This window comes from Serratia sp. 1D1416, from assembly GCF_003641105.1.
In the GTDB taxonomy this organism is placed as follows: Bacteria; Pseudomonadota; Gammaproteobacteria; order Enterobacterales; family Enterobacteriaceae; genus Serratia; species Serratia ficaria.
This window is the reverse complement of the sequence record NZ_CP032738.1, coordinates 1,960,712-1,984,575: the sequence shown is the minus strand read 5'-3', so window position 1 is coordinate 1,984,575 and position 23,864 is coordinate 1,960,712. Positions and strand designations below refer to the sequence as shown.

Annotated in this window: 21 protein-coding genes, 2 tRNA genes and 1 pseudogene; 5 read left to right on the top strand and 19 right to left on the bottom strand. The window is 58.3% G+C overall.

From position 1 onward, the window contains the following. Positions 1–117 precede the first annotated feature (117 nt). From D7I37_RS09435 to secG, 13 genes and pseudogenes are all read right to left on the bottom strand, one after another. Positions 118–2,052, bottom strand: coding sequence for a DEAD/DEAH family ATP-dependent RNA helicase (locus D7I37_RS09435; RefSeq protein WP_061799853.1), 1,935 nt, complete (start codon positions 2,050–2,052; stop codon positions 118–120). Next, positions 2,042–2,116 (bottom strand): protein YrbN, encoded by a 75-nt coding sequence (gene yrbN, locus D7I37_RS27680; protein ID WP_223499600.1) that lies wholly within the window; start codon positions 2,114–2,116, stop codon positions 2,042–2,044. Before yrbN ends, D7I37_RS09435 begins: the two co-directional genes overlap by 11 nt. Before the next feature lie 247 nt (positions 2,117–2,363). Next, positions 2,364–3,247 (bottom strand): annotated as a pseudogene (gene nlpI / locus D7I37_RS09425) (lipoprotein NlpI). Positions 3,248–3,375: 128 nt separating this feature from the next. After that, entirely contained in the window at positions 3,376–5,493 is a 2,118-nt protein-coding gene (pnp, locus tag D7I37_RS09420) for a polyribonucleotide nucleotidyltransferase (protein WP_061799858.1), read from the bottom strand. 256 nt (positions 5,494–5,749) lie between these two features. Further along, a complete protein-coding gene (gene rpsO, locus D7I37_RS09410; protein WP_004933502.1) occupies positions 5,750–6,019 on the bottom strand; it encodes a 30S ribosomal protein S15 in 270 nt (89 codons plus the stop codon). Between the two features lie 124 nt (positions 6,020–6,143). Then, positions 6,144–7,088 carry a tRNA pseudouridine(55) synthase TruB gene (truB, locus tag D7I37_RS09405; protein WP_129543586.1) on the bottom strand — a complete coding sequence of 315 codons (945 nt, stop codon included), beginning with the start codon at positions 7,086–7,088 and terminating at the stop codon, positions 6,144–6,146. Then, positions 7,088–7,498: a 30S ribosome-binding factor RbfA gene (gene rbfA / locus D7I37_RS09400; RefSeq protein ID WP_061799862.1), complete on the bottom strand. Its 411-nt coding sequence runs from the start codon at positions 7,496–7,498 to the stop codon at positions 7,088–7,090. Before rbfA ends, truB begins: the two co-directional genes overlap by 1 nt. A gap of 70 nt (positions 7,499–7,568) precedes the next feature. Then, positions 7,569–10,256, bottom strand: a complete 2,688-nt coding sequence (gene infB, locus D7I37_RS09395; protein ID WP_061799864.1) for a translation initiation factor IF-2 — start codon at positions 10,254–10,256, stop codon at positions 7,569–7,571. Positions 10,257–10,280: 24 nt separating this feature from the next. Beyond that, positions 10,281–11,789 carry a transcription termination factor NusA gene (gene nusA / locus D7I37_RS09390; RefSeq protein ID WP_129543585.1) on the bottom strand — a complete coding sequence of 503 codons (1,509 nt, stop codon included), beginning with the start codon at positions 11,787–11,789 and terminating at the stop codon, positions 10,281–10,283. Between the two features lie 21 nt (positions 11,790–11,810). Beyond that, positions 11,811–12,263, bottom strand: coding sequence for a ribosome maturation factor RimP (gene rimP, locus D7I37_RS09385; protein ID WP_004952852.1), 453 nt, complete (start codon positions 12,261–12,263; stop codon positions 11,811–11,813). Positions 12,264–12,480: 217 nt separating this feature from the next. Then, positions 12,481–12,557: transfer RNA gene (locus D7I37_RS09380), tRNA-Met, on the bottom strand. A 60-nt stretch (positions 12,558–12,617) separates the two neighbouring features. Continuing rightward, positions 12,618–12,704 (bottom strand) — tRNA-Leu (locus D7I37_RS09375). 78 nt (positions 12,705–12,782) lie between these two features. Next, the gene (gene secG, locus D7I37_RS09370) at positions 12,783–13,118 is read right to left on the bottom strand and encodes a preprotein translocase subunit SecG (protein WP_061799947.1); all 336 of its coding nucleotides are present in this window, start codon (positions 13,116–13,118) and stop codon (positions 12,783–12,785) included. A 38-nt stretch (positions 13,119–13,156) separates the two neighbouring features. On the opposite strand from secG, the gene D7I37_RS27005 reads away from it, so the two are divergent. After that, a complete protein-coding gene (locus tag D7I37_RS27005; RefSeq protein WP_157079264.1) occupies positions 13,157–13,330 on the top strand; it encodes a hypothetical protein in 174 nt (57 codons plus the stop codon). Between the two features lie 9 nt (positions 13,331–13,339). Here D7I37_RS27005 and glmM read toward each other — a convergent pair whose 3' ends face one another. The 4 genes from glmM to rlmE all read right to left on the bottom strand — a co-directional run bounded on the left by glmM (position 13,340) and on the right by rlmE (position 18,218). Further along, on the bottom strand, positions 13,340–14,677 hold the full coding sequence (glmM, locus tag D7I37_RS09365; RefSeq protein WP_061799946.1) for a phosphoglucosamine mutase: 1,338 nt from the start codon (positions 14,675–14,677) through the stop codon (positions 13,340–13,342). Positions 14,678–14,681: 4 nt separating this feature from the next. Then, entirely contained in the window at positions 14,682–15,518 is an 837-nt protein-coding gene (folP, locus tag D7I37_RS09360; protein WP_061799945.1) for a dihydropteroate synthase, read from the bottom strand. 82 nt (positions 15,519–15,600) lie between these two features. Beyond that, a complete protein-coding gene (ftsH, locus tag D7I37_RS09355; RefSeq protein ID WP_061799943.1) occupies positions 15,601–17,532 on the bottom strand; it encodes an ATP-dependent zinc metalloprotease FtsH in 1,932 nt (643 codons plus the stop codon). A 56-nt stretch (positions 17,533–17,588) separates the two neighbouring features. Continuing rightward, a complete protein-coding gene (gene rlmE / locus D7I37_RS09350; protein WP_061799941.1) occupies positions 17,589–18,218 on the bottom strand; it encodes a 23S rRNA (uridine(2552)-2'-O)-methyltransferase RlmE in 630 nt (209 codons plus the stop codon). 143 nt (positions 18,219–18,361) lie between these two features. Between rlmE and yhbY the strand changes: the two genes are divergently transcribed. Beyond that, a complete protein-coding gene (gene yhbY, locus D7I37_RS09345; RefSeq protein WP_004933536.1) occupies positions 18,362–18,655 on the top strand; it encodes a ribosome assembly RNA-binding protein YhbY in 294 nt (97 codons plus the stop codon). A gap of 103 nt (positions 18,656–18,758) precedes the next feature. Here the strand turns inward: yhbY and greA are convergent, their stop codons facing one another. Beyond that, positions 18,759–19,235, bottom strand: a complete 477-nt coding sequence (gene greA, locus D7I37_RS09340; RefSeq protein ID WP_061799939.1) for a transcription elongation factor GreA — start codon at positions 19,233–19,235, stop codon at positions 18,759–18,761. Positions 19,236–19,491: 256 nt separating this feature from the next. Here greA and dacB point away from each other — a divergent pair, with 256 nt between their 5' ends. The 3 genes from dacB to pmrB are packed head-to-tail and all read left to right on the top strand — an operon-like array spanning position 19,492 to position 22,654. Further along, on the top strand, positions 19,492–20,925 hold the full coding sequence (dacB, locus tag D7I37_RS09335) for a serine-type D-Ala-D-Ala carboxypeptidase (protein WP_061799937.1): 1,434 nt from the start codon (positions 19,492–19,494) through the stop codon (positions 20,923–20,925). Between the two features lie 8 nt (positions 20,926–20,933). Next, on the top strand, positions 20,934–21,596 hold the full coding sequence (gene pmrA, locus D7I37_RS09330) for a two-component system response regulator PmrA (protein WP_061799936.1): 663 nt from the start codon (positions 20,934–20,936) through the stop codon (positions 21,594–21,596). Beyond that, positions 21,593–22,654: a two-component system sensor histidine kinase PmrB gene (pmrB, locus tag D7I37_RS09325; protein ID WP_129543584.1), complete on the top strand. Its 1,062-nt coding sequence runs from the start codon at positions 21,593–21,595 to the stop codon at positions 22,652–22,654. Before pmrA ends, pmrB begins: the two co-directional genes overlap by 4 nt. Positions 22,655–22,689: 35 nt before the next feature. On the opposite strand, the gene cgtA is transcribed toward pmrB, so the two are convergent. Beyond that, on the bottom strand, positions 22,690–23,862 hold the full coding sequence (cgtA, locus tag D7I37_RS09320; RefSeq protein WP_061799933.1) for an Obg family GTPase CgtA: 1,173 nt from the start codon (positions 23,860–23,862) through the stop codon (positions 22,690–22,692). Positions 23,863–23,864 lie beyond the last annotated feature (2 nt).

The following is a 23,864-nucleotide window of genomic DNA, read 5'->3' as shown; positions in this document are numbered from 1 at the left end:
AAAAACCTTATGAATAATACGCCATTCAACGTCGTTTGACGGTAAATTTCAGGCATAAAAAAACCAGCCCGAAGGCTGGTTTTCAGTGCGACTGACCGCGAAGGGTCAAATCAGCGATTATGCATCACCGAAACGGCGACGTGGAGCCGCTGGCGCTGAGTCATCACGACGCGGAGCCGGCTTGCCGTCACGATTGAAGTTGCCGCCACGGCGCTCGCCGCCGGCGTTGCCGCCTTCGCGACGTTCACCGAAAGAACGACGCGGAGCGCCTGCGCCTTCACGGCGTTCGCCGTTGAAAGGACGACCGTTGCCACGGCGCTCGCCGGCGCCGCCTTCACGACGCTCACGACGTTCGTGCGGCTGTGCATCGCCCAGCAGTTGCATGTTCATCGGCTTGTTCAGGATGCGGGTGCGAGTGAAGTGATTCAGGATCTCGCCCGGCATGCCTTTCGGCAGCTCGATGGTGGAGTGGGAAGCGAACAGCTTGATGTTACCGATGTAACGGCTGCTGATGTCGCCTTCGTTAGCGATAGCGCCAACGATATGACGAACTTCCACGCCGTCATCACGGCCCACTTCGATGCGGTACAGCTGCATTTCGCCGACGTCGCGACGTTCACGACGCGGGCGGTCACCGTCACGGCTGTCTGGACGCGCATCGCGACGACGGTCGTTGCCGCGATCGTCACGATCGTTGAACTCACGGCGCTGACGCGGTTTGAACACCGGATCCGGCGGCAGGATCAGAGGGCGTTCGCCCTGGGCCATTTTCAGCAGCGCTGCGGCCAGGGTTTCCATTTCCAGCTCTTCTTCCGGCTGCAGTTTAGCCAGCAGCGCACGGTACATGTCCAGATCGCTGCTTTCCAGCTGCTGCTGTACTTTCGCGGCGAACTTGGCCAGACGACGCTGACCCAGCAGCTCTGCGTTTGGCAGCTCGACTTCCGGAATGGTCAGCTTCATGGTGCGTTCGATGTTGCGCAGCAGGCGGCGTTCGCGGTTTTCCACGAACAGCAGCGCGCGGCCGGCACGACCGGCACGGCCGGTACGGCCGATACGGTGAACGTAAGACTCGGAATCCATCGGGATGTCGTAGTTCACAACCAGGCTGATGCGCTCAACGTCCAGACCACGCGCCGCAACGTCGGTGGCGATCAGGATGTCCAGACGACCGTCTTTCAGGCGCTCCAGAGTCTGCTCACGCAGCGCCTGGTTCATGTCGCCGTTCAGCGCGGCGCTGCTGTAACCGCTGCGCTCCAGCGCTTCGGCCACTTCCAGGGTCGCGTTTTTGGTGCGCACGAAGATGATCGCCGCGTCAAAGTCTTCCGCTTCCAGGAAACGCACCAGCGCTTCGTTCTTGCGCATGCCTTGCGCAGTCCAGTAGCTCTGGCTGATGTCTGGGCGGGTGGTGATGCTGGATTGGATGCGCACTTCCTGCGGCTCTTTCATAAAGCGGCGGGTAATGCGACGGATCGCTTCCGGCATGGTGGCGGAGAACAGCGCGGTCTGATGTTCAGCCGGGATCTCAGCCATGATGGTTTCTACGTCTTCGATAAAGCCCATGCGCAGCATTTCGTCGGCTTCATCCAGCACCAGGCCGCTCAGGTTAGAGAGGTTCAGGGTGCCGCGTTTCAGGTGGTCCAGCAGACGGCCTGGGGTACCCACCACGATTTGCGGGCCCTGACGCAGGGCGCGCAGCTGCACGTCATAACGCTGGCCGCCGTACAGGGCCACGACGTTTACGCCATGCATGTGTTTGGAGAAATCGGTCATTGCTTCGGCAACCTGAACCGCCAGTTCGCGGGTCGGCGCCAGCACCAGGATCTGAGGCGCTTTCAGGTCTGCCTGCAGGTTATGCAGCAGCGGCAGCGAGAACGCTGCGGTTTTACCACTACCGGTCTGTGCCATGCCCAGCACGTCGCGGCCGTTCAACAGGTGAGGAATACACTCAGCCTGGATCGGTGATGGTTTTTCATAGCCCAGATCGGTCAGGGCGGAAATGATTGGAGCAGACAGCCCCAGGTCAGCAAAAGAGGTTTCAAACTCAGTAGTCATGTACACGTGCCTCATTAATAATGGCAGCCAGTCTACATAACTCGTCGAGAAAATTTTCAGTCATTTTCATTGAAAAGTGTGAACCGGCTCAAATTAGATTATAAAACGAACAAAAAAGCCCTCGCCCGTGAAGGCGATAACTTTGGCTGTAAAACCAATGTCGATCAGGCTGATTACCCTTCATCTTCCAAGCTGCCGCTGCGTTGGCTGCTCTCCCTCATCCTCGTCACTTAGTGAACTAAGCTCCCAGGGATTCGTTCGATTGCCGCCTTGCCGCAACTTGAAATCTATTGGGTAGAGGTGTTCGTCAGCTATTGCTGGTCCGATTCCGATAGGTCGTCTTGCTCTTGGCCCAAAAGCGCCAATTCCAACAATGCATAGCGGTGCTCAACGAAGTTATGTACGTTGTTAGCAACCGTCAGTTTGAACAGCGCCGAAGCGGTGTCCTTGTCCCCAGACTCAGGTAGTGTTTACCTAAATAGAAGTCAGTTTCACTGAGATGCTCAGCGAGCGAAGTGTTATCCGTTGCATCTGCCTTGAGGCGTTCCATCAGCGTTTTCTCGCTAATGTTGCCCAGGTAGAATTCGACAATATTCCATCCCCATTGCCCTCTGTCCGCTTTGTCATAACGCTGCTTGAGCGCTACGTCAGCCTTCTTGGGATCGATTTCTCGCTCCACAAGATACAGCCACAACGAACGGAAGGGATCGTTTGGGTCGTCTTGATAAAACGCCTGCAGATCATCCTGCGCCAACGGGAAGCGGCCGCCATAGTACAGTGCGATGCCCCGGTTTAAACGCGCGTAATTGTAAGTTGGATCAAGCTCTAGTACAGAATCAAACGCTTCATAGGCAGCATCAAAATTGCCTGCCTGCGTTAAGTAAATGCCCAGGTAGTTGAAAACTTCCGGCATATCAGGACGTATCGCCAGCGCTTGCGAGAAATCATTGCGCGCCAGTGCACGTAACCCAAGGCTATCATACAGCACACCGCGCTCATATAAAAGCTGCGCACGCTCATCGTCCGTCAGTGCCCGGCTGGCAAGTATTTGTTCCATGCGCGCCAGGATCACTTCCTGCTGCAACGTAGGCTGCAACGGGATCGCCAAAACTTCGTCTTTACGCCAATCATGGTTGCTGCATCCTGCCAGCATGAGTGCTGTCGCAACGTAACACCAGCGCAAGAAAGGCTTCATTTCCCACTCCCGAAGACAAACATTGGATGAACGTCCTGCCATCCGTTTGCTAATACGCAAGCATCCTACCCGCGCGATACGAACAGCTCCCAACCCCATGGCGGGGAGCTGTAAAACTATCTATACAGTTATTCTGCTTCAGGCGCAGGCGAACCCGCTTCCGGCGCCGTCGCTTCTTTGATGCTCAGACGCACGCGGCCCTGACGGTCAACTTCCAGTACCTTAACCGGCACTTCCTGACCCATCTGCAGATAGTCGGTCACTTTCTCAACGCGCTTGTCGGCGATTTGAGAGATGTGCACCAGGCCTTCTTTACCCCCGCCGATAGCGACGAACGCGCCGAAATCAACGATGCGGGTCACTTTACCCTGGTAAATGCGGCCAACTTCGATCTCCGCAGTGATCTCTTCGATACGACGGATAGCGAATTTCGCTTTCTCACCGTCGGTCGCAGCGATTTTAACTGTACCATCATCTTCGATCTCGATGGTAGTGCCAGTCTCTTCGGTCAGCGCACGGATCACCGAGCCGCCTTTACCGATCACGTCTTTGATCTTATCCGGGTTGATGCGGATAGTGTGAATGCGCGGTGCGAACTGAGAGATATCGCCGCGCGGGGTGCTGATAGCCTGTTCCATCACGCCCAGGATGTGCAGACGCGCGCCCTTGGCCTGGTTCAGTGCCACCTGCATGATTTCGCGGGTGATGCCTTCAATTTTAATGTCCATCTGCAGCGCGGTGATACCGTCGCGGCTACCGGCCACTTTGAAGTCCATGTCGCCCAGGTGATCTTCGTCACCCAGAATGTCGGACAGAACCACAAAGTTGTCGTCTTCTTTCACCAGGCCCATCGCGATACCCGCAACGGCGGCCTTGATTGGCACGCCCGCGTCCATCAGCGCCAGAGAGGCGCCGCAGACCGAAGCCATGGAAGAAGAACCGTTGGACTCGGTGATTTCGGAAACCACGCGCACCGTGTACGGGAAATCTTCCGGTTTAGGCATCATAGCCAATACGCCGCGTTTCGCCAGGCGACCGTGACCGATTTCACGACGCTTAGGTGAACCGACCATGCCGGTTTCGCCCACGGAGTACGGAGGGAAGTTGTAGTGGAACAGGAAGCTGTCGGTCTTTTCGCCCATCAGCTCGTCCAGGTTCTGCGCGTCACGCGCGGTGCCCAGGGTCGCGGTCACCAGCGCCTGAGTTTCGCCGCGGGTGAACAGTGCGGAACCGTGGGTGCGCGGCAGTACGCCGGTGCGCACGTCCAGGCCGCGGATCATGTCTTTTTCGCGGCCGTCGATGCGCGGCTCGCCGCGCAGTACGCGGCTACGCACCACGTTTTTCTCTACGCTGCCCAGGATGTCCTGAATTTCAGACGCGTCCAGCGTTTCGTCCTGCGCCAGCAAGGTCTCGACCACGCTGTCCTTGATCGCATCTACCTGAGCGTAACGCTCTTGTTTCTCGGTGATGTGATAAGCGTCGCCCAGGCGAGCTTCGGCCAGCTCGGCCACGCGCGCGTGCAGCGCTTCGTTGACCGCAGGCGCCTGCCAGTCCCACTTAGGTTTGCCGGCTTCGGCCACCAGGGAGTTGATGTTCTCGATCACGATCTGCTGCTGCTCGTGGCCAAACACCACGGCGCCCAGCATCTGATCTTCGCTCAGCACGTCGGCTTCGGATTCAACCATCAGCACCGCGCCGGCGGTACCGGCAACCACCAGGTCCAGGCTGCTGGTTTTCAGCTCGTCGGTGGTTGGGTTCAGTACGTACTGGTCGTTGATGTAACCTACGCGCGCTGCGCCGATTGGGCCGTTGAACGGAATACCGGACAGGCTCAGGGCTGCAGAGGCGCCGATCATCGCAACGATGTCCGGGTTAACCTGCGGGTTAACGGAAACCACGGTCGCGATCACCTGAACTTCGTTCAGGAAGCTGTCCGGGAACAGAGGACGGATCGGACGGTCGATCAGACGGGAAGTCAGGGTTTCGCCTTCGCTCGGGCGGCCTTCACGACGGAAGAAACTGCCCGGGATACGGCCGGCAGCGTAGGTACGCTCCTGGTAGTTAACGGTCAGCGGGAAGAAGCTCTGGCCCGGTTTGGCTTTTTTCTGGCCAACCACGGTAACGAAAACGGCGGTGTCGTCCATGCTCACCATAACGGCGGCGGTGGCCTGACGCGCCATCATACCGGTCTCGATGGTGACGGTGTGCTGGCCATATTGGAATTTGCGAATGATCGGTGTCAGCAAAATTATATCCTTGATTAACGGCGCGCAATCGTATTGACGACTCGACACGCCAGTGACTCGATTTGCCTTCTCACTACATCCTCGCGACTAATGACAATCCTTATCTCAAGCCTGAGACAAAGCCTCTCATTAGCCGCGCGAACCTCTGTAACGGAAGAACCTGTTTGGAAACATCAGTAATACATTAACCTGATTTGCTTATGCTTCCTAGAAGAAAGGGGCCAAAATAGGCCCCTTTCCACTGAAACTTGCTAGATTAGCGACGCAGACCCAGACGCTCGATCAGGCTGGTGTAACGTGCTACATCTTTACGCTTCAGGTAGTCCAGCAGCTTACGACGCTGAGAAACCATACGCAGCAGACCACGACGGCTGTGGTGATCTTTTTTGTGCTCGGAGAAGTGGCCTTGCAGATGGTTGATCTGCGCAGTCAGCAGGGCAACCTGAACTTCGGTAGAACCGCTGTCGTTAGTACCACGACCGAAATCAGCTACGATTTGAGCTTTAGCTTCAACACTTAGAGACATTGTAATACTCCAGATTATAGATAATAAAAACAGGCGCCGATCTCTAATTCAGCAACCCAATGCATAAGCTGCGCCATTCTACTCTCAGCGCAGTGCGATCGCAAGGCAGCGCGTGTGCCTTCCCTCAGTCGAAATGCTCGACCACCAGGCGGCGCGGCGCCACGCGACCGTCGTCGGCGATGTCGCCTACGCCGATGAATTTGCGCTCTTCGCCTTCGGTGATGCGCACCATACCCGAGGCCGGCGCGCCGGCAACCTGCACCGGCTGCCCCTGCTTGACGTAACCCGCCACCACCGGCAACAGGTTCACTTCCGGATAATTCTCAACCGGACTGTCCATCGGCATCAGCAGCGGATCGAGCAGTTCGCCCGGCGCAGTTTCCTGCGCTTGCGCCTGCTCCAGCAACGCGTTCAATTGCTCCAGCGTCACCATGCGCTCTATGGGATAGGTCGCCACCTGCAGACGGCGCAGGTAAATCACATGCGCGCCGCAGCCCAACAGCTCGCCGAGATCGTCGGTGATGGTGCGGATGTAGGTGCCTTTCGAGCAGTGAATTTCCAGCTCCAGTTCGTCCCCTTCCCAGCGGATGAACTGCAGTTCGTAAACGGTGATGCTGCGCGCTTCACGCGGCACTTCGATGCCCTGGCGCGCATACTCGTAGAGCTTCTTGCCCTGATACTTCAGCGCCGAGTACATCGAAGGCACCTGCCGGATATCGCCGCGGAAGCTGTCCAGCGCCGCATCGAGCTGCGCCTGGGTGAAGTTTACCGGGCGCTCCTGCACAATCTGGCCGTCGGCGTCCGAGGTATCGGTGCGCTGGCCCAGCCTGGCGATCACCCGATAGCGTTTGTCGGAGTCGAGCAGGAACTGCGAGAACTTGGTTGCCTCGCCCAGGCAGATCGGCAGCATGCCGGTCGCCAGCGGATCGAGCGCACCGGTATGGCCCGCGCGGTTGGCGTTATACAGGCGCTTCACTTTTTGCAGGGCGTCGTTGGACGACAGGCCCTGCGGTTTGTCCAACAGCAGTACGCCGTGGATATCACGGCCGCGGCGACGAGGGCGACTCATTAAGCCTCCTCGTCATCGCCTGATGCGGAACGGCGCTCGGCGTCGTTCTTCACGACGTTGGTCACCAGGTTGGACATGCGCATGCCCTCCACCAGGGAGTTGTCGTAGGCGAAGGTCAGCTCAGGCACCACGCGCAGGCGCATGGCCTTGCCCAGCAGCGTGCGGATATAGCCGGCGGCGTCCTGCAGCGCTTTGATGCCGTTGGTCACCAGATCCGGATCGTGATTTTCGGTCAGCACGTTCAGGAAGGTGACGTAAACCTTGGCGTACGCCAGGTCGCGGGACACTTCGACGCCGGAAACGGTGGCCATGCCGATGCGCGGATCTTTGACTTCACGCTGCAGAATGATCGCAATCTCTTTCTGCATCTCTTGCGCCACGCGTTGGCCGCGGCTGAATTCTTTTGCCATTTTGGATTCTCCAGACAAATCGGGGGGCACAAAGGCCCCCCGTAAACAGATTTAAGCAGATGTGCAATCGTTAAGCGATGGTGCGTTGAATCTCAATGATTTCGAACACTTCGATCATGTCGCCGACGCGCACGTCGTTGTAGTTCTTGACGCCGATACCACATTCCATGCCGTTACGAACTTCGTTGACGTCATCTTTGAAGCGACGCAGGGATTCCAGCTCGCCTTCATAGATAACCACGTTGTCGCGCAGAACGCGGATTGGGTTGTGACGTTTGATCGTCCCTTCGGTAACCATACAGCCTGCGATGGCGCCGAACTTCGGTGATTTGAACACGTCGCGCACTTCGGCCAGGCCGATAATCTGCTGTTTGTACTCAGGTGCCAGCATGCCGCTCATCGCCTGCTTCACTTCGTCGATCAGGTTATAGATCACGGAGTAATAACGCAGATCCAGGCTTTCCGCTTCAATCACGCGGCGCGCAGAAGCGTCGGCACGGACGTTGAAGCCCAGGATGATGGCGTTGGACGCTGCCGCCAGGGTGGCGTCGGTTTCGGTGATGCCGCCTACGCCGGAACCCACAATCTTCACCTTCACTTCGTCGGTGGAGAGTTTCAGCAGTGAATCGCAAATCGCTTCGCAAGAACCCTGTACGTCGGACTTCAGTACGATGTTCAGCTCGGAAACTTCGCCGTCGGTCATGTTGGCGAACATGTTTTCCAGCTTGGATTTCTGCTGACGCGCCAGTTTGACTTCGCGGAACTTGCCTTGACGATACAGCGCAACTTCACGCGCTTTCTTCTCGTCACGCACCACGGTCGCTTCGTCGCCCGCGGCGGGAACGCTGGACAGGCCCAGGATTTCCACAGGGATAGAAGGACCGGCGGAGGTCACTTCGCGACCCAGTTCGTCACGCATCGCACGCACGCGGCCGTATTCGAAGCCGCACAGCACGATGTCGCCCTTGTTCAGCGTACCTTCCTGAACCAGAACGGTAGCGACCGGACCACGGCCCTTATCCAGGAAGGATTCGATCACCACGCCGCTGGCCATGCCGCTGCGCACCGCTTTCAGTTCGAGAACTTCGGCCTGCAGCAGGATAGCGTTCAGCAGTTCGTCGATACCGGTACCGGCTTTCGCGGATACGTGAACGAACTGCGCTTCGCCGCCCCACTCTTCCGGCATGACGCCGTACTGAGACAGTTCCTGCTTAACGCGGTCCGGATCGGCTTCCGGCTTGTCGATTTTGTTAACGGCAACCACCAATGGCACCTGCGCCGCTTTCGCGTGCTGGATAGCTTCGATGGTTTGCGGCATCACGCCGTCGTCCGCCGCCACCACCAGAACCACGATGTCGGTCGCCTGAGCACCGCGGGCACGCATGGAGGTAAAGGCGGCGTGGCCTGGGGTATCCAGGAAGGTGATCATGCCGTTGTCGGTTTCTACGTGGTAGGCGCCGATGTGCTGGGTAATGCCGCCGGCTTCGCCCGCCGCCACCTTGGTGGAGCGGATGTAGTCCAGCAGAGAGGTTTTACCGTGGTCAACGTGGCCCATGATGGTCACGACCGGCGCGCGCGGCTCTGCGGCGGCACCGGTGTCGCGATCGCTCATCAGCGCTTCTTCCAGTTCGTTCTCACGACGCAGGATAACCTTGTGGCCCATCTCTTCGGCAACCAGCTGTGCGGTTTCCTGGTCGATGACCTGGTTGATGGTGGCCATTGCGCCCAGCTTCATCATCGCTTTGATGACCTGAGAGCCTTTCACCGCCATCTTGTTGGCCAGTTCGGCCACGGTGATGGTTTCGCCGATAATAACGTCACGGTTAACCACCTGAGCCGGCTTGTTGAAGCCCTGCTGCAGGCTGCTTGGCTTACGCTTGCCTTTACCGCCACGGGTAACGGCGCGCGCTTCTTCACGGTCCGCTTTAGACTCGGAAAGCTTGTTGCCTTTTTTCTGCTTGGTGGCTTTACCGCCGCGGGTGCGGCTGCGGCGCTCGCCTTCAACCTTGGCGTCGTTTTCGTCTTCGGCTGCACGGGCGTGCTGAGAGGTGGTCACGTGGTAATCGGCGGTTTCTACCGCAGCGCTTGCTGCTTCAGCTTCGGCCCATTTCTCACCGTTCTCTTCGGCCATGCGGCGGGCTTCTTCCGCCACGCGCTTGGCTTCCTCTTCAACCTTACGGCGCACTTCCTCTTCCGCTTTACGTTTCAGTTCAGCGGCTTCGGCTTCACGGCGTGCTTTTTCTGCCTGAGCTGGCTTGGTCATTTCGTCGGTATGTTGATTGGTCACTTTTTCTTTTTCCGCTGAATTACGCTTAGCAATCTCCGCGGCCTCACGTTTGGCTTGCTCTTCGGCTGCGCGCTTCGCTTCTGCTTCGCGTTTCGCTAGCTCTTCCGCTTCGCGCCGTGCCTGCTCTTCCGCTTCACGCTGTGCCTGCTCTGCCGCTTCAGCCTGCTGGGCTTCCTGCGTATCGCGATTTACATAAGTGCGTTTCTTGCGGACCTCGATTTGCACCGATTTACTTTTACCGCCGGTGCTCGGAATATTCAAGGTGCTGCGCGTTTTGCGCTGCAAAGTGAGTTTACCCGGCGCACTGCCGTGTTCACGGTTCAGGTGCGCCAGCAATGTTTCTTTTTCTTGCTGGGTCACAGAGTCCGACTCGGACTTGTTGATCCCTGCATCAGCAAACTGCTGTACCAGGCGATCAACCGGAGTCTGAATCTCTGCTGCCAGCGATTTTACGGTTACATCTGTCGTCATGCTGTTCCTTCCTGCTACAGTTTATTACGCGTTGTCGCCAAACCAACAGATATTACGTGCGGCCATGATCAGCTCGCCGGCTTGCTCGTCGCTAAGCCCTTCAATATCAGCCAGATCGTCAACACCCTGCTCGGCAAGATCTTCCAGCGTACAAACCCCACGCGCGGCCAGTTTAAAGGCCATGCTGCGCTCAAGACCCGGCAGGTTGAGCAAATCGTCAGCAGGTTTTTGGTCGCCCAGGCTCTCTTCTTGGGCCAGGGCCAGCGTGGTCAATGCAGCTTTGGCGCGATCGCGCAACGCTTCAACCGTATCTTCATCCAGACCGTCGATTTCCAGCAGCTCTTTGATTGGCACGTAGGCCAGCTCTTCCAGAGTGGAGAAGCCTTCTTCAACCAGTACGGTGGCGAAATCTTCGTCGATATCAAGATACTTGGTGAAGGTATCAATGGCGGCATGAGCCTCGGCCTGGTGCTTGGCCTGCAGATCGTCCGCCGTCATCACGTTCAGTTCCCAACGGTCATCATCACGATGCTGTTTCAACAGCTGGGAAGCCAAACGCACGTTTTGGCCATTACGGCCGATCGCCTGTGCCAGGTTGCTGGCTTCAACGGCGATATCCATGGTGCAGTTATCTTCATCAACCACGATCGAGGCGACGTCTGCCGGCGCCATGGCGTTGATGACGAACTGCGCAGGGTTGTCATCCCACAGGGTGATGTCGATGCGTTCGCCGCCGAGCTCGCTCGACACGGCCTGAACGCGCGCACCGCGCATACCTACGCAGGCGCCGACCGGGTCGATGCGCTTGTCGTTGGTTTTCACTGCAATTTTCGCACGGGAGCCGGGATCGCGGGCCGCCGCTTTAATTTCGATCACTTCTTCGCCGATTTCCGGCACTTCGATGCGGAACAGTTCTTTCAGCATTTCCGGGCTGGAGCGGCTGACGAACAGCTGCGCGCCGCGGGCTTCAGGACGCACGGCGTACAGCACGCCGCGGATGCGGTCGCCCGGACGGAAGTTTTCGCGCGGCAGCATGTCTTCACGGCCAATCACCGCTTCCGCGTTGCTGCCCAGATCCAGCGCGATGCTGTCGCGGTTAACCTTTTTCACCACGCCGGTGACGATCTCGCCTTCGTGTTCACGGAAAGCGTCAACCACCATCGCGCGCTCGGCTTCGCGCACTTTCTGCACGATAACCTGCTTGGCGGTCTGGGTGGTGATACGGTCGAAGGTCACGGATTCGATCTGATCTTCGATGTAGCCGCCCAGCTCGATGCCCGGCTCTTCATACTGCGCCGCTTCCAGCGTGATTTCACGCGTAGGCTGAGTCACTTCATCTACGGCGACCCAGCGGCGGAAGGTATCGAAATCGCCGGTTTTGCGATCGATGCTGACGCGTACGTCGATTTCCTGCTCGTATTTTTTCTTGGTTGCGGTGGCTAATGCGGTTTCCAACGCCTCGAAAATCTTCTCACGCGGAAGGGATTTTTCATTGGAAACTGCTTCAACAACAGCCAGAATCTCTTTATTCATCCTAGTTGCCTCATCCAAACTTTAAAAGTGGGGTACCAGGTTCGCTTTCTGGATATTGCTCAGCGCGAACACTTCATCTTTCCCTTCCACAGTAACCGTGATCATCTCGCCGTCGACAGACTTGATAATGCCCTGCCACTTGCGGCGGTTCTGTACCGCCATGCGCAGGACCAGGCTGACTTCTTCACCGAGGAAACGAGTATAGTGCTCTGCGGTGAACATCGGGCGATCAAGGCCAGGAGAGGAGACTTCCAAGTTGTAAGCGACCGTGATTGGCTCTTCGACGTCCAATACAGCGCTGACCTGGTGGCTGACATCAGCACAATCATCAACGTTGATGCCGTTTTCACTATCAATATAGATGCGGAGCGTCGATTGGCGCGCACGAATAAATTCGATGCCTACAAGCTCAAAGCCCAACGCTTCTACCGGTGCCGAAAGCATCTCTGTTAACTTTTGCTCTAATGTGGACAAGCCCACCCCCAAGACATAAAAAAAGGGCTTAATAGCCCAGTGATTCTGTTGCCAAATAACAAAAAACCCCGAAAATTCGGGGCTTTATGCAACTGGACCCTGTTTGCCGCTACGCGGCTTCGGTGCAACTTTCAAGCAAGTGTCATTTTCAAATGTTGTTCGAGAAAAGCGGATTTCATTCGAAAAGTGTATTTGAAAATAAACACTTAAAGGAAAGTGGTTGCGGGGGCCGGATTTGAACCGACGACCTTCGGGTTATGAGCCCGACGAGCTACCAGGCTGCTCCACCCCGCGTCCGAAAACGTGGCAAATACTACGCCGATAATCGCAAAATTGCAAGTTATCTCTGGGATTTGGTACCGAGGATGGGACTCGAACCCACAAGCCCGTTAGGGCACTACCACCTCAAGGTAGCGTGTCTACCAATTCCACCACCTCGGTACTGATTTTTACTGCCAACGGCCGTTGATCCTTCGAGTTCACAACCACCGTTTTCAAACTCTGTCGCTGCTTAGCGGCTTACTGCGGGATATCGCTGCTCGGCTTGGCTGGTGCCGCCGGCGCGGTAGTCTGCTCAGATTTTACTGGCTGACCCAGATTTTCCCACTCGCTGCCTTTCTTGCTTTGGTTGCTGCTGAGGTTGCCCAGAATCAGGCTGATGACGAAGAACAACGTCGCCAACACAGCGGTCATGCGGGTCATAAAGTTACCGGAACCACTCGAACCGAACAATGTGCCAGATGCACCTGCTCCGAAAGAGGCTCCCATATCAGCGCCTTTACCTTGCTGCAGCATAATCAGAGCTACCAGCCCGATTGAGATCAGCAGGAAAATTACCAGAAGAGCTTCGTACATAGTAGTACCCGTATCCTTGCGGCTTCACCGCATGCCAAATGCTTCTCACCAATAAAGCAGGCGTTTTTTACAAACTGCCTACTGAAGCGGGTGTGAATACTAACCAAAGCCGCCAGAGCGCGCAAGGGCAATTTGCTGCCGCCGGCGCGTTTGCGGAAAAAAACGCCAACAATCGTTTTTCCGGGCCCTGGCCGGCAGAACCCGTGGGATAACCGTCTGTTTTAACCGGCGGATTTCACCGCGTCGGCGATGCGGTGCGCCAGCGCCGTCACCTGCTGTTCGTCCTCGCCTTCCACCATCACGCGGATCAATGGCTCGGTGCCGGATTTGCGCAGCAACACCCGGCCGCGGCCGGCCAGTTCCGCCTCGACCTGTTCGGTGATTTTGCGCACCTCGTCAGATTCCAGCGGGTTGTGTTCGCCGGCGAAGCGCACGTTGACCAGGATCTGCGGCAGCAGCTTCATGCCGCTGCACAGGTCGTGCAGGCTCATGTGGTTGCGCACTATCGCGGTCAGCACCTGCAGCCCGGCCACGATGCCGTCGCCGGTGGTGGTTTTGTCCAGCAGGATCACGTGGCCGGAGTTTTCCGCGCCGATGCGCCACCCCAGCTCCTGCAGCTTCTCCAGCACGTAGCGGTCGCCCACTTTGGCGCGCGCGAACGGAATGCCCAGCTGCTTCAGCGCCAGCTCCAGCCCCATGTTGCTCATCAGCGTGCCGACGGCGCCGCCGCGCAGCTGCCCCTGACGCAGGCCTTCGCGGGCGATGATATACAGGATCTGGTCGCCGTCCACCTTGTTGCCCAGATGATCCACCATCATCACCCGGTCGCCGTCGCCGTCGAACGCCAGGCCGACGTGGGCCTTCTCCTGCAGCACGCGCTCCTGCAGCTGGCGAACGTCGGTGGCGCCGCATTTCTCGTTGATGTTCATGCCGTCCGGCTCCACGCCGATGGCGATCACCGTGGCGCCCAATTCGCGCAGCACGCTCGGCGCGATGTGATAGGTGGCGCCGTTGGCGCAGTCGACCACGATTTTCAGCCCCTTCAGGCTCAGCTCGCTCGGGAAGGTGCCTTTACAGAATTCGATATAGCGGCCGGCGGCGTCGATGATCCGGCTGGCCTTGCCCAGTTCGGCGGACTCCACGCAGGTCAGCGGCTTTTCCATCTCGGCTTCGATCGCCTCTTCCACGTGATCCGGCAGCTTGGCGCCGTCGATCGAGAAGAACTTGATGCCGTTATCGTAGAACGGGTTGTGCGAAGCGGAGATGACGATGCCGGCTTCGGCGCGGAAGGTGCGCGTCAGGTAGGCCACCGCCGGCGTCGGCATCGGGCCGGTGAAGGAGGCGGACAGCCCCGCGGCCGCCAGGCCGGCTTCCAGCGCAGACTCCAGCATATAACCGGAGATGCGGGTATCCTTGCCGATGATGATCTTACGAGAGCCGTGGCGCGCCAGCACTTTGCCGGCCGCCCAGCCGAGCTTCAGCACGAAGTCCGGGGTAATTGGGCTATCACCGACCTTGCCACGAATGCCGTCGGTGCCAAAATATTTGCGCTCGCTCATGTTTCTACTGTCCCTTAGCTGAAAGTGTTGCCTCGACGACACGCATCGCCTCGACGGTTTCTTTAACGTCATGCACTCTGACAATCTGCGCGCCCTGCATCGCGGCGATCACCGCGCAGGCCACGCTACCGATGACCCTCTGGTCAGGCGGCACGTTCAGCAGTTGTCCAATCATCGACTTGCGCGACATGCCCACCAACAGCGGCAGACCGAAGCGATGAAATTCCGACAACCGGGCCAGAAGCTGATAGTTGTGCGCTAAATTTTTACCGAAACCGAAGCCTGGGTCGAGCAGCAATTTCTGATTTGTTATCCCTGCATCATTGCAGCGCTTGATGTGGCGCTCAAAAAAGGCATTCACGTCGGCGATCAGATCATCGTAGCGGGGAGCCTGCTGCATGGTGCGCGGCTGCCCCTGCATGTGCATCAGGCATACCGGCAGGCCACTTTCCGCGGCGGCGGCCAGCGCGCCGGGCTCCTGCAGCGAGCGAATATCGTTGATCAAATGCGCGCCCGCCCGGGCCGATTCGCGGATCACCCCGGCTTTCGAGGTGTCGACCGAGATAAACACCTCGAAACGCTGCGCCAACGCCTCCACCACCGGCACCACCCGTGCGATCTCTTCCTCCTCGCTGACCTCCGCCGCCCCGGGCCGCGTCGATTCGCCCCCCACGTCAATCATGGTGGCACCGGCCGAAATCAGCGCATGCGCGTGCAGCAGCGCCTGATTGAGGCTGTTGTGACGGCCGCCGTCGGAAAACGAATCCGGCGTCACGTTGAGGATGCCCATCACCTGCGGATGGGAAAGATTGAGCGTCATGTCGCGCACGGTTAACTGCATGCTTTATCCACCTTACTGTTCTGCCCGCCGGGCAATAAAAAACCCCGGCATGCCGGGGTTTGATGTTATTGCACAGCGAGACTTACTTGTCGAGCTGTTCAGACAGGGTATTGCCTGGGTTCGGCGTACGCGGCTCATCTACCGGCGTCGGGGCTTTTGGGGTACCGCCGTTGTCGGAGCTGTTGCCTTTGTTCGCATCGTCCCAACCCGCCGGCGGACGCACGTCTTTGCGGTTCATCAGATCGTCGATCTGCGGTGCATCGATGGTTTCATATTTCATCAGCGCATCCTTCATCGAGTGCAGGATGTCCATGTTTTCCATCAGCAGCGCACGAGCGCGCACGTAGTTGCGTTCGATCAGGGATTTCACTTCCTGGTCGATGATACGTGCGGTTTCGTCCGACATGTGTTTCGCCTTGGCGACGGAACGGCCCAGGAACACTTCGCCCTCTTCTTCCGCATACAGCAGCGGCCCCAGCTTCTCGGAGAAGCCCCATTGGGTCACCATGTTGCGGGCGATGGAGGTCGCCACTTTAATGTCGTTCGACGCGCCGGTAGAGACTTTTTCCGGACCGTAGATGATCTCTTCCGCCAGACGACCGCCGTACAGGGTGGAGATTTGGCTCTCCAGCTTCTGACGGCTGGCGCTGATCGCATCCCCTTCCGGCAGGAAGAAGGTCACGCCGAGCGCGCGGCCGCGAGGAATGATGGTCACCTTGTGAACCGGATCGTGCTCAGGAACCAGACGGCCGATGATGGCGTGGCCTGCCTCGTGATACGCGGTCGACTCTTTCTGCGCTTCGGTCATCACCATGGAGCGGCGTTCCGCACCCATCATGATCTTGTCTTTGGCTTTTTCGAACTCAACCATCGACACCACGCGTTTGTTGCCGCGGGCGGCGAACAGCGCCGCTTCGTTGACCAGGTTGGCCAGATCGGCACCGGAGAAGCCCGGGGTACCGCGCGCAATGACGGAGGCGTCGATATCGGCCGCCAACGGCACGCGGCGCATGTGCACCTTCAGGATCTGCTCACGGCCGCGCACGTCCGGCAGGCCGACCACCACCTGACGGTCGAAACGGCCCGGACGCAGCAGCGCCGGGTCAAGCACGTCCGGACGGTTGGTTGCCGCGATGACGATGATGCCTTCGTTGCCTTCAAAACCGTCCATCTCGACCAGCATCTGGTTCAGCGTCTGCTCGCGTTCGTCGTGACCGCCACCCAGACCGGCGCCACGCTGGCGGCCGACGGCGTCGATTTCATCGATAAAGATGATGCAAGGTGCGGCTTTCTTGGCCTGCTCGAACATGTCGCGCACGCGGGAAGCGCCCACACCGACAAACATTTCTACGAAGTCGGAACCGGAAATGGTGAAGAACGGCACTTTCGCTTCGCCGGCGATCGCTTTCGCCAGCAGCGTTTTACCGGTCCCCGGCGGGCCAACCATCAGCACGCCTTTAGGGATCTTGCCGCCCAGCTTCTGGAAACGGCTCGGTTCGCGCAGGTATTCCACCAGTTCGCTCACTTCTTCTTTCGCTTCGTCACAACCGGCGACGTCGGCAAAAGTGGTCTTGATCTGATCTTCGGTCAGCATGCGGGCCTTGCTCTTGCCGAACGACATCGCGCCCTTGCCGCCGCCGCCCTGCATCTGGCGCATAAAGAAGATCCAGACCCCGATCAGCAACAGCATCGGGAACCAAGAAATAAAGATAGAGGCCAGCAGGCTCGGCTCTTCAGGCGGCTCGCCGACAACTTTCACATTCTTCGTTAACAACGTATCCAGCAACTTGGGATCGTTGACGGGGATGTAGGTCGTGTATTTGTTACTGTCTTTCTTGGTAACGTTAATCTCACGTCCGTTAATTCGCGCTTCGCGAACCTGGTCCTGGGTCAGTTCGGACATGAAGGTAGAATAATCTACCCTACGGCCATTCGACTCGCTGGGCCCAAAGCTCTGGAATACAGACATCAACACTACCGCGATGACTAACCAGAGAATTAGGTTTTTCGCCATGTCACTCAAGGGATTAACCTCATATTACAACTGTGTTAACAAACAGCGTTAGGGTACTACAGCTTGCGCCCTGTCGCTACAATGTACACTTCGCGCGAACGTGCGCGGGAAGCGTCTGGCTTACGAATCTTAACCTTCGTAAACAGGGAGCGAATTTCCCGTAGGTACTCGTCAAAGCCATCTCCCTGGAACACCTTCACCAGGAAACTTCCGCCTGGTGCGAGGACATCACGACACATCTCCAGTGCTAACTCCACCAGATACATCGATCTTGGAATATCGACGGCCGGAGTGCCACTCATATTCGGGGCCATATCGGACATGACCACCTGAACCTTACTCTCACCTACACGTTCCAACAGCGCTTTAAGCACCAGTTCATCACGAAAATCGCCCTGAAGGAAATCGACGCCAACGATAGGATCCATTGGCAAAATATCACAGGCGATGATGCGACCGGTACCGCCGATTTGGGTGACCACGTATTGCGACCAGCCGCCCGGCGCTGCTCCCAGGTCCACTACGGTCATGCCCGGCTTGAACAGTTTGTCACTCTGCTGTATTTCATCAAGTTTAAACCAGGCGCGGGAACGCAGCCCCTTTTTCTGCGCCTGCTGCACATATTTATCGCTAAAGTGTTCCTGCAACCAGCGACTGGAGCTAGCAGAACGCTTTTTATTAGCCATCTCGTTTTCCAACTATCATAAAAAGAGTCTTATGTCAGGTTCGCTGCTCACGTAGACTCACACCGGTGAAGACCGATTTGGTGATACACATGAGATGGCGGTAGAATGTACCGTTTTCAATCCCAACTTAAGTAAAAAAGACAATGAATCTGAATAATAAACAAAAACAGCACCTGAAAGGCCTGGCGCATCCGTTAAAACCGGTTGTCATGCTGGGTAATAACGGTCTCACCGAAGGGGTGCTGGCTGAAATTGAACAGGCTCTGGAGCATCATGAGCTGATCAAGGTAAAAATCGCCGCTGAAGATCGCGAAACCAAAACCCTGATCGCCGACGCTATCGTGCGTGAAACGGGCGCCTGCAACGTGCAAGTCATCGGCAGTACGCTTATTCTTTACCGCCCGTCTAAAGAGCGCAAGATCAGTCTACCGCGTTAATAAACGTCAGGTTAACGAAAAGGTGCCATGCACCCGATTCAGATAAAAGGCCGCACGCGGCCTTTTTCCTTTCTTTACAAAACACTGGCGCATTTCTGACCGATCAGAGGTAGTCGACCTTCAGGATCTCGTAATCCACGTCGCCGCCCGGCGTTTTGATCACCACCACGTCGTCCTGCTCTTTGCCGATCAGACCGCGCGCCATCGGTGAATTTACCGAAATCAGATTTTTCTTGAAATCGGCTTCGTCGTCGCCAACGATGCGGTAGGTCACCTGTTCTTCGCTATCCAGATTCAGCACCGATACGGTAGCGCCGAAAATCACGCGGCCGGTATTAGGCATTTTGGTGATATCGATCACCTGCGCGTTCGACAGCTTGGCTTCAATTTCCTGGATACGCCCTTCACAGAACCCCTGCTGCTCACGCGCGGCATGGTACTCGGCGTTTTCTTTCAAATCGCCGTGCTCGCGGGCGTCAGCGATGTCGGCAATAATCTTGGGACGGCGTACGCCCTTCAGATATTCAAGCTCTTCGCGCAGTTTTTCAGCGCCAAACAAGGTCATCGGAATTTGTTTCATATGGTAAATACCTCTAAATCTTTCCTGTTCAAATAACCGTCATCCTGACGTATTCGTATGAAAATACGGTTGGCTCATCGCCCCCCGCCTCCAGGCGACAAACAAAAGAAACCTGACTCGGAACGGAGCCCAAGTCAGGATCGATTTTGCATTTTGATACGTATTTTAGCCTAGAGTTCCTTGAGGGTCATCGTTTACTTTTTCCCTGAATGCACCGTAGTATGACGACACGTTATCCAGCTGTTATCCCGAGATTATGCGTTTTTCACGAATTGTCAGTGCATTGGCTTGCGCATTTGTTCTGAATGCGAATGCGGCCCCGGTTGAAGATTACACACAATATTTGCCTGATGGGGCCAACCTTGCCCTGGTAGTTCAGAAGATCGGCGCCACCGCGCCGACCATCGATTATCACTCTCAGCAAATGGCATTGCCGGCCAGTACCCAAAAGGTGCTGACAGCGCTGGCGGCGTTGCTGCAGCTCGGGCCGGACTACCGCTTCACCACCACGCTGGAGAGCCAGGGCAACATCAGCGACGGCGTGCTGCGCGGCAATCTGATCGCCCGCTTCGGCGGCGATCCGACCTTCAAGCGCCAGAGCCTGCGCAACATGGTGGCGGCCCTGAAGAAACAGGGCGTGCGCCAGATCACCGGCGACGTGCTGGTCGACACCTCGGTGTTCGCCAGCCACGACAAGGCGCCCGGCTGGCCGTGGAACGACCTGACGCAGTGCTTCAGCGCACCGCCGGCGGCGGCGATTGTCGATCGCAACTGCTTCTCGGTGTCGCTGTACAGCGCGCCGAACCCGGGCGAAATGGCGTTTATCCGCGTCGCCTCCTATTATCCGGTCAACATGTTCAGCCAGGTGCGCACGCTGGCGCGAGGCTCCGCCGACGCGCAATACTGCGAGCTGGACGTAGTGCCGGGCGAGCTGAACCGCTTTACCCTGACCGGCTGCCTGACCCAGCGCAGCGATCCGTTGCCGCTGGCCTTCGCCATTCAGGACGGCGCCAGCTACGCAGGTGCTATCCTGAAGGATGAGCTGACGCAGGCCGGCATCCAGATCGACGGCCACCTGAAGCGCCAGACGCAGCCAGGTCTGACCGGCACGGTGATCGCCCAGACCCAGTCCGCGCCGCTGCATGACCTGCTGAAAATCATGCTGAAAAAATCGGACAACATGATTGCCGATACCGTATTCCGCACCATCGGCCACGAACGCTTTGGCGTGCCTGGCACCTGGCGCGCGGGCGCCGACGCGGTGCGTCAGGTGCTGCGCCAGAAGGCCGGCGTCGATCTGGGCAACAGCATCGTGGTGGACGGCTCCGGCCTGTCGCGCCATAACCTGCTGGCGCCGGCGACCATGATGCAGGCGCTGCAGTACATAGCGCAGCACGACAACGAGCTGAACTTCATCTCGATGTTGCCGCTGTCCGGCTATGACGGCACCCTGCGCTACCGCGGCGGCCTGCACGAAGCCGGCGTCGACGGCAAGGTGTCGGCCAAGACCGGCGCGCTGCAGGGCGTCTACAACCTGGCGGGCTTCATCACCACCGCCAGCGGCCAGCGCATGGCCTTCGTGCAATACCTGTCCGGCTACGCCGTGCCGCCGGAAGATCAAAGGCAGCGCCGCGCGCCGCTGGTGCGTTTCGAAAGCCGCCTGTACCGGGACATTTATCAGAACAACTGAGGATCGCCATGAAGCTGTTGATAGTGGAAGACGATGAGCTGCTGCAACAGGGACTGGCGTTAGCGCTGACCGGCGACGGTTATGCCTGCGACTGCGCAGGCACGGCGGCCGAGGCCGGCAGCCTGCTCGTCACCAGCCAGTACAGCATGGTGATCCTCGATCTCGGCCTGCCGGATATGGACGGCGCCAGCCTGCTGCGGCAGTGGCGCCGGCAGCAGATTGACCTGCCGGTGCTGATCCTCACCGCCCGCGATGCGCTGGCGGACCGCGTGGACGGGCTGGACGCCGGCGCCGACGACTATCTGGTCAAACCCTTCGCGCTGGTCGAACTGCAGGCGCGGGTGCGGGCGCTGATACGCCGTTATCAGGGCCACAGCGACAACCTGATGCAGGTGGACTCTCTGCAGCTCAACCTCTCCAGCCAGCAGGTTTACCTGCAGCAGCAGCCGGTGGAGGTCACGCCTAAAGAGTTCGCCATTCTGTCGCGGCTGATGATGCGCGCCGGGCAAACGGTCAACCGCGAGCTGCTGCAGCAGGATCTCTACACCTGGCAGGACGATTTGGGCTCCAATACGCTGGAAGTGCATATCCATAACCTGCGCCGCAAACTGGGCAAGGACCGCATCCGCACCGTACGCGGCATCGGCTACCGTCTGGAACCGGCATCATGATCAGCATGCGCCGCCGTCTGTTGCTGATGCTGGCGTTAATCCTGCTGGTCACTCAGCTTATCAGCGCCTTTTGGTTGTGGCACGAAAGCCAGGAGCAAATCAGCTTCCTGGTGGATGAAACCTTGTCCGCCAAGGTGCGCACCGAGCGCGTCGACACCGAAATCGCCGAGGCCATCGCCTCGTTGCTGGCCCCTTCGCTGATCATGATGATCGTCACGCTGTTGGCCTCTTTTTGGGCCATCAGCTGGATTATTCGCCCGCTCAACCAGCTGCAGCAACGGCTGGAGAAACGCTCCGCCGATAATCTCACCCCTCTGCCAATCAGCAGCGACAGCCGAGAAATGGTGGCGGTCACCACGGCGCTCAACCAGCTGTTCTCGCGCCTGGACAACACCATCCGGCAGGAGCGGCTGTTCACCGCCGACGCCGCCCACGAGCTGCGCACGCCGCTGGCCGGGATCCGGCTGCACCTGGAGCTGATGGAAAAACAGGGCGTCGGGGAAAGCCGCGCGCTGATCGCCCGCATCGACCAACTGATGCACACCGTCGAGCAGCTGCTGATGCTGTCACGCGCCGGGCAAGACTTTGCCAGCGGCCACTATCAGCATTTCGACTGGGTGGCCGAGGTGATCCAGCCGCTGCGCGAAGAGCTTGACGAGCTGGTCGCCCAGCGCCGGCAGACGCTGCGCTGGCAATTGCCGGCAGAGGCCCGGGTGCACGGCGATCCGGTGCTGCTGCGCCTGCTGCTGCGCAATCTGGTCGAAAATGCCCACCGCTACGGCCCGGAAGGCAGCGCCATCCAGGTACGGCTGGCCGCGCGGGATAACGGTCACCTGCTGCAGGTGATCGACGAAGGGCCGGGAATTAAGGAAAACATGGTGGGGGAACTCACCCAGGCGTTTCGCCGCATGGACCAGCGCTATGGCGGCAGCGGGCTGGGGCTGAACATCGTCATCCGCATCGTGCAGCTGCATCAGGGGCGTTTGACGCTGGAAAACCGGCGGGACACCAGCGGGCTGAATGCGCAATGCTGGCTGCCTGACAAGGCCTGGAAATAAACAGGGCCCAGCGTTGCTGAGCCCTGTCGGGAGGATTATTTCTGGTAGATGATTTCGACGCCTTCGTCGTCATCTTCGTCCCAGTCGTCATCCCAGTCGTCTTCCGCTTCGGCTTCCACTTCCGCGATCTGCTCACGGTGGTAGTCGTCCCACATGAATTCGACCTTCTCCGGCGCGCTTTCTTCGATCGCCATCGCTTTCGGCTGGCTGTTGATGAATTTCATCACGTCCCAGCACAGCGCGTTGACGCCTTCGCGATTGACTGCGGAGATCATGTAGTACTTACCTTCCCAGCCCATGGCCTCTACGATAGCCTTGGCGCGTTCGGCGGCTTCTTCCTCGCCAATCACATCAATCTTGTTGAAAACCAGCCAGCGTGGCTTCTGCGCCAGATTTTCGCTGTATTGGTTCAGCTCGTTGATGATGATTTTGGCGTTTTCCACCGGATCGGATTCGTCGATCGGCGCGATGTCCACCAGGTGCAGCAACACGCGGCAGCGCTCCAGGTGCTTCAGGAAGCGGATACCCAGCCCGGCGCCGTCGGAAGCGCCTTCAATCAGCCCCGGAATGTCGGCGACCACAAAGCTCTGCTCGTGGTCCATGCGCACCACGCCCAGGCTTGGCACCAGCGTGGTGAACGGGTAGTCGGCCACCTTCGGCTTGGCGGCGGATACCGCGCGGATAAAGGTCGACTTGCCGGCGTTCGGCAGGCCCAGCATGCCCACGTCGGCCAGCAGCAGCAGCTCCAGCAGGAGATCGCGCGCTTCGCCGGCGGTGCCCAGCGTCTTTTGACGCGGCGCACGGTTCACCGAAGACTTGAAGCGGGTGTTGCCCAGGCCGTGCCAGCCGCCTTTGGCGACCATCAGCTGTTGCTCATGACGGGTCATGTCACCGAGGATCTCGCCGGTGCCCTGATCCTTCACGCGGGTGCCGACCGGCACCTTGATGATGATGTCTTTGCCGCGCTTGCCGGTACAGTCGCGGCTCTGGCCGTTTTGGCCACGCTCGGCGCGGAAGGATTTCTCAAAGCGGTAATCGATCAGCGTGTTGAGGTTTTCGTCCGCCAGCAGATAGACGTCGCCGCCGTCGCCGCCGTCGCCGCCGTCCGGCCCGCCGTTCGGGATATATTTTTCGCGGCGGAAGCTGACGCAACCATTACCACCGTCACCTGCAACGACCAAAATCGCTGCTTCATCTACAAACTTCATTT

What these genes read in the sequence shown, in the direction of transcription:
- D7I37_RS09435 (WP_061799853.1), bottom strand. Translation starts at nt 2,052, where the DNA reads ATGACTACTGAGTTTGAAACCTCTTTTGCTGACCTGGGGCTGTCTGCT.
- rpsO (WP_004933502.1), bottom strand. Translation starts at nt 6,019, where the DNA reads ATGTCTCTAAGTGTTGAAGCTAAAGCTCAAATCGTAGCTGATTTCGGT.
- truB (WP_129543586.1), bottom strand. Translation starts at nt 7,088, where the DNA reads ATGAGTCGCCCTCGTCGCCGCGGCCGTGATATCCACGGCGTACTGCTG.
- rbfA (WP_061799862.1), bottom strand. Translation starts at nt 7,498, where the DNA reads ATGGCAAAAGAATTCAGCCGCGGCCAACGCGTGGCGCAAGAGATGCAG.
- infB (WP_061799864.1), bottom strand. Translation starts at nt 10,256, where the DNA reads ATGACGACAGATGTAACCGTAAAATCGCTGGCAGCAGAGATTCAGACT.
- nusA (WP_129543585.1), bottom strand. Translation starts at nt 11,789, where the DNA reads ATGAATAAAGAGATTCTGGCTGTTGTTGAAGCAGTTTCCAATGAAAAA.
- secG (WP_061799947.1), bottom strand. Translation starts at nt 13,118, where the DNA reads ATGTACGAAGCTCTTCTGGTAATTTTCCTGCTGATCTCAATCGGGCTG.
- D7I37_RS27005 (WP_157079264.1), top strand. Translation starts at nt 13,157, where the DNA reads ATGCTTCTCACCAATAAAGCAGGCGTTTTTTACAAACTGCCTACTGAA.
- glmM (WP_061799946.1), bottom strand. Translation starts at nt 14,677, where the DNA reads ATGAGCGAGCGCAAATATTTTGGCACCGACGGCATTCGTGGCAAGGTC.
- folP (WP_061799945.1), bottom strand. Translation starts at nt 15,518, where the DNA reads ATGCAGTTAACCGTGCGCGACATGACGCTCAATCTTTCCCATCCGCAG.
- ftsH (WP_061799943.1), bottom strand. Translation starts at nt 17,532, where the DNA reads ATGGCGAAAAACCTAATTCTCTGGTTAGTCATCGCGGTAGTGTTGATG.
- rlmE (WP_061799941.1), bottom strand. Translation starts at nt 18,218, where the DNA reads ATGGCTAATAAAAAGCGTTCTGCTAGCTCCAGTCGCTGGTTGCAGGAA.
- yhbY (WP_004933536.1), top strand. Translation starts at nt 18,362, where the DNA reads ATGAATCTGAATAATAAACAAAAACAGCACCTGAAAGGCCTGGCGCAT.
- greA (WP_061799939.1), bottom strand. Translation starts at nt 19,235, where the DNA reads ATGAAACAAATTCCGATGACCTTGTTTGGCGCTGAAAAACTGCGCGAA.
- dacB (WP_061799937.1), top strand. Translation starts at nt 19,492, where the DNA reads ATGCGTTTTTCACGAATTGTCAGTGCATTGGCTTGCGCATTTGTTCTG.
- pmrA (WP_061799936.1), top strand. Translation starts at nt 20,934, where the DNA reads ATGAAGCTGTTGATAGTGGAAGACGATGAGCTGCTGCAACAGGGACTG.
- pmrB (WP_129543584.1), top strand. Translation starts at nt 21,593, where the DNA reads ATGATCAGCATGCGCCGCCGTCTGTTGCTGATGCTGGCGTTAATCCTG.
- cgtA (WP_061799933.1), bottom strand. Translation starts at nt 23,862, where the DNA reads ATGAAGTTTGTAGATGAAGCAGCGATTTTGGTCGTTGCAGGTGACGGT.